This window comes from Mesorhizobium sp. M0771 (assembly GCF_040320155.1).
In the GTDB taxonomy this organism is placed as follows: domain Bacteria; phylum Pseudomonadota; class Alphaproteobacteria; order Rhizobiales; family Rhizobiaceae; genus Mesorhizobium.
This window is the reverse complement of record NZ_JAMYPC010000032.1, coordinates 40,703-49,341: the sequence shown is the minus strand read 5'-3', so window position 1 is coordinate 49,341 and position 8,639 is coordinate 40,703. Positions and strand designations below refer to the sequence as shown.

Sequence of the window (8,639 nt, the reverse complement as noted above, 5' to 3'; positions counted from 1 at the left end):
ATCGCTTCAGAAGCGACAATGGCCCGCCCTTCGCATCGGCCGGCGTCACCGGGCTGACGCCGCTTGTCGTGCGCTTCATCAAGCTCGGCATCACCTTGGAGCGGATCGCACCCGGCAGGCCACAGCAGAACGGACGTCACGAGCGCTTTCACCTGACCATGCTGCCGATGGCCGAGGCACCGGAAGCCGACCGAACGGCACAGGGCCAGGCCTTCGAGACCTTCCGCCACAGCTACAATGAGGAACGTCCCCATGAGGCGCTGGGCATGGATACGCCCGCCCAGCACTACCGGTCCTCACAGCGCGCCATGCCCAGGACACCACCCGAGCCCGTCTATCCGGCCGAGGCCTCGGTCCGCCGCGTGCGCCACAATGGCGAGATCCGATGGAATGGCGGCTTCATATATGTCTCGCAAGCGCTGGCGGGCGAACCGGTCGCTGCGTTGGAGACCGAAGACGGACAATGGACACTCTCATTCCATGCCCACCCGCTCGGCATCATCGACACACGGCACATGAAGCTTGTCCGCCGCAGCGCCGCGCCAACCAATCCGCTTGGCGCTGCGGCGGACGCATAGGGGGAGAGAAGTGTCACCTATGTATCCGGTTCAAAGTGTTACCCATCTATCGGCTGGACACCGGCAGGCAGATGAGGGGCGGCGCCAACGCCTGCAAATTGTAGTTCGATGCTGAACCGATTGTCAGAAGGCGCCAACTGCTAAGGCCGTTCGCCAATCGCCTGCATGCGTGCTGCCCCTCATTGTCCTGCCGGACATTTCTCCCCGTATAGAGACGGGGAGAAAGGGCAGTTGCAACGCTGCCGTCAGTCCTTCTTCACTGCCGCGACACGCAGCGACAGATCACGCAACTGCTGCGGCGAGGCTTCCGAAGGCGCGTTCATCAACAAATCGTAGGCCTGCTGGTTCATCGGGAACATGGTGATCTCGCGCAGGTTCTTGGCGCCGACCAGCAGCATGACCACGCGGTCGACGCCGGCCGCCATGCCGCCATGCGGCGGCGCGCCATACTGGAAGGCGCGATAGAGGCCGCCAAAACGCTCCTCGACGGTCTGGCGGTCGAGGCCGCGTATCTCGAATGCCTTGACCATGGTTTCGGGCAGATGGTTGCGGATGCCGCCCGAGGCGATCTCGAAGCCGTTGCAAACCATGTCGTACTGGAAGGCCTTGATTTCCAGCGGATCCTTGGTCGTCAGAGCTTCCATACCACCTTGCGGCATCGAGAACGGGTTGTGGGCAAAATCGATCGCTTTCGCCTCCTCGTCCCATTCATAGAAGGGGAAGTCGATAATCCAGCACAGTTCAAAACGCTCGCGGTCGACAAGGTTCAGCTCCTCGCCGGCGCGCGTGCGTGCGGCGCCTGCGAAGGTGACGAACTTCTTCGGATCGCCGGCGACGAAGAAGGCGGCGTCGCCATCGGCAAGGCCGAGCTGCTGGCGGATCGCCTCGGTGCGCTCCTCGCCGATGTTCTTGGCCAGCGGACCGGCGCCTTCAAGCTTGTCGCCTTCCTTGCGCCAGAAGATGTAACCCAGTCCCGGCTGGCCCTCGCCCTGCGCCCACGAGTTCATGCGGTCGCAGAAGGCGCGGCTGCCGCCGGTCTTGGCCGGAATGCCCCACACTTCGGCCTTCGGATCGTTGGCCAGGATGTTGGCGAACACCTTGAAGCCGGAATCGCGGAAATGGTCGGAGACGGCCTGCATCTCGATCGGGTTGCGCAGGTCCGGCTTGTCGGAGCCGTATTTGCGCATCGCGACATCGTACGGGATGCGCTGGAATGTCTGCGTCACCGGCTTGCCGTTGGCGAAAGTCTCGAAGACGCCCCGCATCACCGGTTCCATGGTCGACAGCACGTCGTCCTGCTCGACGAAGCTCATCTCGAGGTCGAGCTGGTAGAATTCGCCGGGCAGGCGGTCGGCGCGCGGGTCCTCGTCGCGGAAGCAGGGCGCGATCTGGAAATAGCGGTCGAAGCCCGAAACCATGATCAGCTGCTTGTACTGCTGCGGCGCCTGCGGCAGCGCGTAGAAGGTGCCGGGATGGATGCGCGACGGCACCAGGAAGTCGCGTGCGCCTTCCGGCGAGGAAGCCGTCAGGATCGGCGTCGAGAACTCGGTGAAGCCGACATCGGTCATGCGCTTGCGCATCTCAGCGATGATCTTGGTGCGCGCCACGATGTTCCTGTGCAGCGTCTCGCGGCGCAGGTCGAGGAAGCGATACTTCAGGCGGATGTCTTCGGGATAGTCCGGCTCGCCGAACACCGGCAGCGGCAATTCCTTGGCTGCCGACAGCACCTCGACCTCGCGGGCAAAGATTTCGATCTCGCCGGTCGGCAAGTTGGCGTTGGTGGTGTCCGGCAGGCGCGCCTTGACCTCGCCGTCGACGCGGATCACCCATTCGCCACGCAGCGTCTCGGCGACCTTGAAGGCGGGCGAATCCGGATCGGCGACGATCTGGGTCAAGCCGTAATGGTCACGCAGATCGATGAACAGCAGGCCGCCATGGTCACGCACGCGATGCACCCAGCCCGACAGGCGGACGGAAGAGCCGACATCGCTCTTTCTCAACTGGGCACAGGTGTGGCTGCGGTAACGATGCATTGTCATGTCAAAAGTCCGGGGTGCTGGGTTGTGGGCCGAGCTCAAAGCCCGGTCCAAAATTTGCGCGAAAAGCGCATGGGAGGCCTGATTTGTCAAGGCGAGTCGGGTTTGGGTCGTCTCTCTATCCGCTAGTCAGCATGAAGTCTTTGCCAGGCTTGGCGCTTGCCGCCAGAAGTGTTCCCCGCAACAGTGCCGTCCTCAAGCAATCTGGAGATGCTTTATGCCAAAACGTACAGTTCCACCGGGCGTCGGGCCACACAATGGCCGCGAGTTGGAACTGATGCTTCAGGGCGACAAGCCAATGGCCCTGTTCGGGACGGAGCCGGGTGTGGACGCCGAAGATATTGGCGATGCGGGCTTTGCACCGTTTGTCGGCCAAGGCCGCATCCTGAAGTTCACCCACTTTGATCCAGAAACGTCCGTGGAAGATCGCCGCTACTGCCTGCCGACAGAGGAATGGCGCTGCAAACTGAGCTTGTTGATCTCCCGGATGTGCCGCAGCGGAGAGGCCTTCAACATCTTCACATCGAATGATCTGGCGAGGCTTGAAGGCACTCTTCTTGGCTATTCGAAGGAAGATATTGAAGCGTTCATCGTACACGCTGCGTCGAGGAAAGCGCCGAATTCCAGCACGGTTTGAACGATTGCTTTTAAGCTGGCTCCCCGCCTAGGAGCCCAAAGCCGACTGCTGGAGGCGTTGTGCAAGATGATCGATGACCAATGAAGCGCTGGCGGAGGACGTTGCGGCGCGATGAAGGCGTATCTCCGCCCCCGGCAATGGCGGCACATAACGGCCGGGATTGATACCGCGCAGGCCCGGCGCCAGCATGCTGCCTTTGACCACGGTGATCGCGAGGCCCTGCCCGACGATTGCTTCCGTAGCAGCCAGGCTCGGGCTGACATAGGCCAACCGCCAGGGACGGCCGGCTTTGTCGAGCGCCTCGATGGCCCAGGCGCGAAACAGGCAATCGGGATAGGACAGCGCGACGGGCAGCGGATCGAGCTCTTCGACGGCACGGGTGGAGGCGGCCGCCCAGATCGCACGCTCGCGGCATATCAGATCGCCCTCGGAGGTACCTTCCGGGTGCATGGCGATGACGGCGTCGAAAGATGAGCCGAGGCGTTTGAGCAGCAAGGCGGTGAGACCGATCTCCATGTCGACCTGCACGAGCGGAAATCGCTGGGCAATATCGGCAAGCAGGCTTGGCAGGATTTTGGTGCCATAGTCTTCCATCACCCCGATGCGAACGTGCCCGGCCACACGCTGATTGGAAACGCGTGCTATCGCCTGCTCGTTGAGGGCAAGGATACGGCGGGCATCGGTCAAAAACCCCTCCCCGGCCGCGGTCAGTTCAACTCGAGCGGTCGAGCGGCGAAACAGCGCGGTGTCGAGGCGTTCCTCAAGGCGCTTCACCTGCAGGCTGACGGCTGCCTGCGTTCGATTGAGCTGTTCGGCGGCGCGCGTGAACGAGAGCCGGTCGGCAACGACGATGAAGGCGCGCAGCAGTTCGGGATCCAGGGTGTTCATAGCCAAGCATTATCAAACTCATTGCACTTATTCGATTCCTTTCGACCCGCCTGCCCGATATCGCTGGCGCCGAACTGGCCAGGTTGGGACAAGAATGGAAATTCTGGGCGTGCTGGCGGCGATTCTTTCCAGCGCTCTTGGCGGCACCGCTGTCGGCGCAACCCGATATCTCGCCGGTACTCTCGATCCGATTACCATCGGCGCGGTGCGGTTCAGCGGCGGCTTTCTGGTTCTGGCCGCAGTGGCGCTCTGGCGGCGGGACAAATGGCCTGCGAAGAGCGACTGGCTTGGCGCCGGCGCCCTGGGCCTGCTGTTCTTCGGGCTGTTTTCGGTGCTCTTCAATGGCGCCCTTGTCTACACCACGGCGGCGCGCGGTGCGCTGGCGCTTTCGACACTGCCGCTGCTCACCATGCTTGCCGGCGCGGTTCTGCGGATCGAGCCGCCTACCATGCGCAAGATCGTCGGCGTCCTGATCGCCGTGGCGGGGGTGGCCGTCGCGCTCGGCACCAGCCTGGCGACTGCTCCCGCAGGCGCATGGCGCGGCGACCTCATCATGGTCGCGGCGGCGTTCTGCATGGCGCTCTACAGCGTCTGGTCACGACCATTCCTGTCGCGCACCACGCCGATCCCGTTCGTGGCGTTCGGCATGGGCGTGGGGGCCATCTGCCTGTCGGTGATTGCCGCCTCGAACGGCGGCCTGGCGCGGCTTGCGACGCTCAATGCATCGCAATGGATCGCGAGCGGATATCTCGCCATCGTCTGCGGTGCCTTCATTTTCTTCCTCTGGGGGTTCGCGCTCGGGCGCGCCGCGCCGACACTGGTTGCCGTCTCGGTCGCGGTCAATCCGGTGACGGCGTCGATCTTCGCCGTCGTCGTCCTGGGCGAACAGGTCGGCGCGAACCTGCTTGTCGGGCTCGTGGCGGTGCTGACTGGAATAGCAATCGCATCGGGAGCCACCAGAAGATTCGGCCTGTGACGGTCAGCCTCTTGCGTGAACAGCCCGCGCACGGCGCTACTTCAAGCGAAGTGGATTTCAGCGCCCTGGCGTTCGAAGTCGGCGAGGACCGCGGCCGGCGCGGTCTTTTCGACCACGAGGTGGCGGATCGCCTCTGGCCTGGCGACCCGGTAGGGTGCGGCTGTGGCTAGCTTGTCGTTGGTTACAGCGATGACGATGCCTGCGCTGTTCTTGGCCATCGCCCGCTTTACCTCGGCCTCAGCCGAATCGAAGGCCGTGACGCCGCGCGACGCATCGAGACCGCAGGATCCGAGAACAAACAGGTCCGCGCCAAGTTGCGCGACAGCGGCAAGCGTGTCGGCGCCGACGCAGGCGCCGAGATGGCGGTCGAACCGCCCGCCCAGCACAATCAGTTCGACCAAAGCGTGGTCTGACAGGATGGAGGCAATTTCGAGCGAATTGGTGGCGACGGTCAGATCGATGTCGCGCGGGATGGCCCTGGCGATCGCGGCATTGGTCGAGCCGCTGTCGATGAACAGGGTCTGTCCGCGCGAAAGCAGTGCCACGGTCGCGCGGGCCAGCCGCGTCTTTTCTTCGACCGCATGGCCGGCGCGCAGGCCGACCGGCGTGGCCGCGAAGGGTGCGGCCGCGACCGCGCCGCCATAGACGCGGCGGCACTGCCCGGCCTTGGCCAACTCCCTGAGGTCGCGCCGAACCGTGTCTTCCGAAACGCCGAAGCGGCCTGCCAGCTCGCCGGCCAGCACCCTTCCCTCGACGGCCAGGCGATCGCGAATAATTTGATGCCGCTCATCGGTCAGCATTGCATGATCCTGTTTTTTTCCATGCACGTTCTTGCACGATTTGCATGTTTGTGCAAGATGTAGGCATATCAAACAGTGACAACCGTCGACTCTCTTCCCCGAAAGCATGGTCATGACCTTTGGCCTCCGCCTCGCTCCGCAACACCGGGTCTACGCCGGCTTTGCGATCTATTCGTTCGCCATGGGCCAAATCTTCCCGCGGCTGCCCGACATCAAGCACGCCATGGGCATCGGGGACGGCACGCTCGGGCTAAGCCTGATCGGGACGCCGATCGGCACCTTGACCGCGCTGACGCTGGCGGCGCCGATCCTGGAGCGCATCGGCTTCCGCCGCGCGCTGCTCGGGCTGGTGCCGCTTTTGTCGGTTGTCTTTGCCATTGCCGTGCATGCGCCTGGGCCGCTTGCGCTGTTCCTGATGCTGTTTCCGGTCGGCCTGATGATCGGCAGCGTCGAGATCATTCTCAATGTCGAGGCCGATAGAACCGAATTCCTGCTCAAGCGCCGGATCATGAACCGGGCGCATTCGTTCTGGAGCATCGGCTTTTTCGGCGCCGGCCTGTTCGGCGCCGCGCTTGCGCATCTCGGCATTTCGCCGCAACTGCACCTGGCGATTGTCGTACCGATGGTGGCGACAGGAATCGCGCTGTTTCTCGGCGGTTACGAACCGGCGCCGAGCCGCTTCGCTGGCAATGACGAGACGGCGCCAAGGCTGGCGCGGCCGACGCTGCCGATCCTCGTCCTCGTCGCGGTGACACTGTCGGCGATGCTGATGGAAGGCGCCAGCATCGACTGGTCGGCAATCTACATGCGCACCGTGTTCGATGCGGGCCCTTTCGTCGCCGGCTTCACCGTGGCGCTGTTTGCATTCTCGCAAGCGAGCACGCGCTTCTTTGCCGACTCCTTTGTCGACCGCCACTCGCCGAGCGTCGTGGCGCGGGTGCTGCTGGCGACGATGGCGGTCGGCGTGCTGCTCGTCTTCTTCTCGCCTGCCCCGCTCGTATCGATGCTGGGCTTTGCGCTACTTGGCATCGGCAGCAGCGCGATCTTTCCGCTGGCGATCTCGGCGGCGGCCCAACGCACGGACCGCTCCGCGGCAATCAATGTCGCGGCGCTGTCGCAGATCTCCTTCGTCGCCTTCCTGCTCGGCCCGCCATTGCTCGGCTTCGTCTCCGACCATTGGGGCATTCGCTCGGCCTTCGGTATCGGCATCCCCTTCATCATGCTCAGCCTGCTGACCGCCGGCTCGCTTGGCCGAAGGGCTGCCCGGGGCAAGCCTGCGCCAGCGAGCGAAGCTTTGGCGAGGGCCGACGGAGCTTGAACGGCCGCACTTGAAGCCACACACCTGTTGGCGGCGGGACAAGCCACTGGCATTGGCCACACCGATAGTTCAGAACTGTGGAGCCACCTAAGCAACGGTTCCGTATGTCCTCCATCCGCCCGCTGATCCCGCTCCTCATCGCCGCCGGCATCCTGCTTGGCGGCAACGGGCTGCAGGGCACGCTGATCGCGTTGCGCGGCGCGCAGGAAGGGTTTTCGGCCGCCGACATCGGCCTGATGGGCACGTTCTATTTCGCCGGCTTCCTGCTTGGTTGCCTCGCAGTCACCCGCATCCTCAAGGCAGTCGGCCATGTCCGGACGTTTTCAGCGCTCGCCGCCATCGCCGCGGCCAGTACGCTGCTCCTGGTGCTGATCATCGATCCGGTGATGTGGTGCGCGGTGCGCTTTGCCGGCGGTTTCTGCTTTGCCGGTCTGTTCACCGTCATGGAAGCCTGGCTGAACTCCGGCGTCGAAAACAAGGATCGTGCGCGCGTGCTGGCCATCTACCGCATGGTCGATATCGGCTCGGTGACCGGCGCGCAGTTCCTGATCCCGATCTTCGGCCCCGGCGGCTTTGCCATCTTCGCCATCATGTCGATGATGATCACGCTGTCGCTGGTTCCGGTGTCGCTCGGCGACCGCTCCAACCCGACGCCGCCGGAAGACGTCAAGCTCGATCTCGCCCGCGTCTGGCGGATTTCGCCGCTCGGCTGCTTCGGCTGCATCTGCGTCGGCGTCACCAACAGCGCGTTCCGCACGCTGTCGCCGGTCTATGCCGAGCAGATCGGCATGTCGGTGGCCGATGTCGTCACCTTCGTCAGCGTCGGCATCTTCGGCGGCGCCCTCATCCAGTATCCGCTGGGCTACCTCTCCGACCGCTGGGATCGGCGCGCGGTGCTTTTGGCCACGACATGCGGCGCCATGTTCGCGGCGCTGGCGCTGGTCTTCGTCGCCGGCGCCGATCCGACCCTCAATTTGATCATCGTCTTCATCTTCGGCAGCTTCGCCATGCCGCTCTATTCGCTATCGGCGGCGCATTCCAACGACCGCGCCGACAAGGGCGAGTTCGTGCTGATCAACGCCGCCTTGATGCTGTTCTATTCCTTCGGCGCCATTGGTGGCCCCTTCGCGGCGTCCGCAGTGATGCAACATTTCGGACCGGGCGCCCTGTTTGTCTTCAGCGCAGTCGTCTACGCCACCCTCATCGCCGTCATTCTCTACCGCATGCAGGTGCGCGGCAGCGTGCCGGCGGGCAAGCGCAGCCGCTTCACGGCGCTGCTGCGCACATCAACCGTCTTCGCGCGGCTGGCGCGCAGAAATGGCGATTCCGACGGATCGGCTGATACTTGACCGAAGGGCGGCTTGACGAAAGCGCCCATGGCTGAAATTGAAAGAGAACCTTACCCG

The 8,639-nt window shown here is 63.9% G+C and carries 8 protein-coding genes; 5 read left to right on the top strand and 3 right to left on the bottom strand.

The window, feature by feature from the left end; genetic code table 11:
* Nucleotides 1-578, top strand: a 578-nt coding sequence (locus tag NKI05_RS30130; protein ID WP_352793945.1) for an integrase core domain-containing protein, incomplete at its 5' end; no start/stop codon positions are given.
* Nucleotides 579-823: 245 nt separating this feature from the next.
* On the opposite strand, the gene aspS is transcribed toward NKI05_RS30130, so the two are convergent.
* Nucleotides 824-2,611, bottom strand: coding sequence for an aspartate--tRNA ligase (gene aspS, locus NKI05_RS30125; protein ID WP_023816208.1), 1,788 nt, complete (start codon nucleotides 2,609-2,611; stop codon nucleotides 824-826).
* Nucleotides 2,612-2,831: 220 nt separating this feature from the next.
* On the opposite strand from aspS, the gene NKI05_RS30120 reads away from it, so the two are divergent.
* Nucleotides 2,832-3,251, top strand: a complete 420-nt coding sequence (locus tag NKI05_RS30120) for a hypothetical protein (protein WP_023816209.1) — start codon at nucleotides 2,832-2,834, stop codon at nucleotides 3,249-3,251.
* Nucleotides 3,252-3,278: 27 nt separating this feature from the next.
* Here the strand turns inward: NKI05_RS30120 and NKI05_RS30115 are convergent, their stop codons facing one another.
* On the bottom strand, nucleotides 3,279-4,139 hold the full coding sequence (locus NKI05_RS30115) for a LysR family transcriptional regulator (RefSeq protein WP_081727421.1): 861 nt from the start codon (nucleotides 4,137-4,139) through the stop codon (nucleotides 3,279-3,281).
* A 94-nt stretch (nucleotides 4,140-4,233) separates the two neighbouring features.
* On the opposite strand from NKI05_RS30115, the gene NKI05_RS30110 reads away from it, so the two are divergent.
* On the top strand, nucleotides 4,234-5,115 hold the full coding sequence (locus NKI05_RS30110) for a DMT family transporter (RefSeq protein ID WP_023816210.1): 882 nt from the start codon (nucleotides 4,234-4,236) through the stop codon (nucleotides 5,113-5,115).
* Nucleotides 5,116-5,156: 41 nt separating this feature from the next.
* Here the strand turns inward: NKI05_RS30110 and NKI05_RS30105 are convergent, their stop codons facing one another.
* A complete protein-coding gene (locus NKI05_RS30105) occupies nucleotides 5,157-5,915 on the bottom strand; it encodes a DeoR/GlpR family DNA-binding transcription regulator (RefSeq protein ID WP_023816211.1) in 759 nt (252 codons plus the stop codon).
* 112 nt (nucleotides 5,916-6,027) lie between these two features.
* Here NKI05_RS30105 and NKI05_RS30100 point away from each other — a divergent pair, with 112 nt between their 5' ends.
* Complete coding sequence (locus NKI05_RS30100; protein WP_023816212.1) at nucleotides 6,028-7,233, top strand: MFS transporter; 1,206 nt, start codon at nucleotides 6,028-6,030, stop codon at nucleotides 7,231-7,233.
* Between the two features lie 104 nt (nucleotides 7,234-7,337).
* Nucleotides 7,338-8,582 carry an MFS transporter gene (locus tag NKI05_RS30095; protein WP_023816213.1) on the top strand — a complete coding sequence of 415 codons (1,245 nt, stop codon included), beginning with the start codon at nucleotides 7,338-7,340 and terminating at the stop codon, nucleotides 8,580-8,582.
* Nucleotides 8,583-8,639 lie beyond the last annotated feature (57 nt).

Bases quoted from the DNA above. Each gene is read 5' to 3' on its own strand.
- NKI05_RS30100 (WP_023816212.1), top strand. From the start codon at position 6,028: ATGACCTTTGGCCTCCGCCTCGCTCCGCAACACCGGGTCTACGCCGGC.
- NKI05_RS30095 (WP_023816213.1), top strand. From the start codon at position 7,338: ATGTCCTCCATCCGCCCGCTGATCCCGCTCCTCATCGCCGCCGGCATC.
- NKI05_RS30105 (WP_023816211.1), bottom strand. From the start codon at position 5,915: ATGCTGACCGATGAGCGGCATCAAATTATTCGCGATCGCCTGGCCGTC.
- NKI05_RS30110 (WP_023816210.1), top strand. From the start codon at position 4,234: ATGGAAATTCTGGGCGTGCTGGCGGCGATTCTTTCCAGCGCTCTTGGC.
- NKI05_RS30115 (WP_081727421.1), bottom strand. From the start codon at position 4,139: ATGAACACCCTGGATCCCGAACTGCTGCGCGCCTTCATCGTCGTTGCC.
- aspS (WP_023816208.1), bottom strand. From the start codon at position 2,611: ATGCATCGTTACCGCAGCCACACCTGTGCCCAGTTGAGAAAGAGCGAT.
- NKI05_RS30120 (WP_023816209.1), top strand. From the start codon at position 2,832: ATGCCAAAACGTACAGTTCCACCGGGCGTCGGGCCACACAATGGCCGC.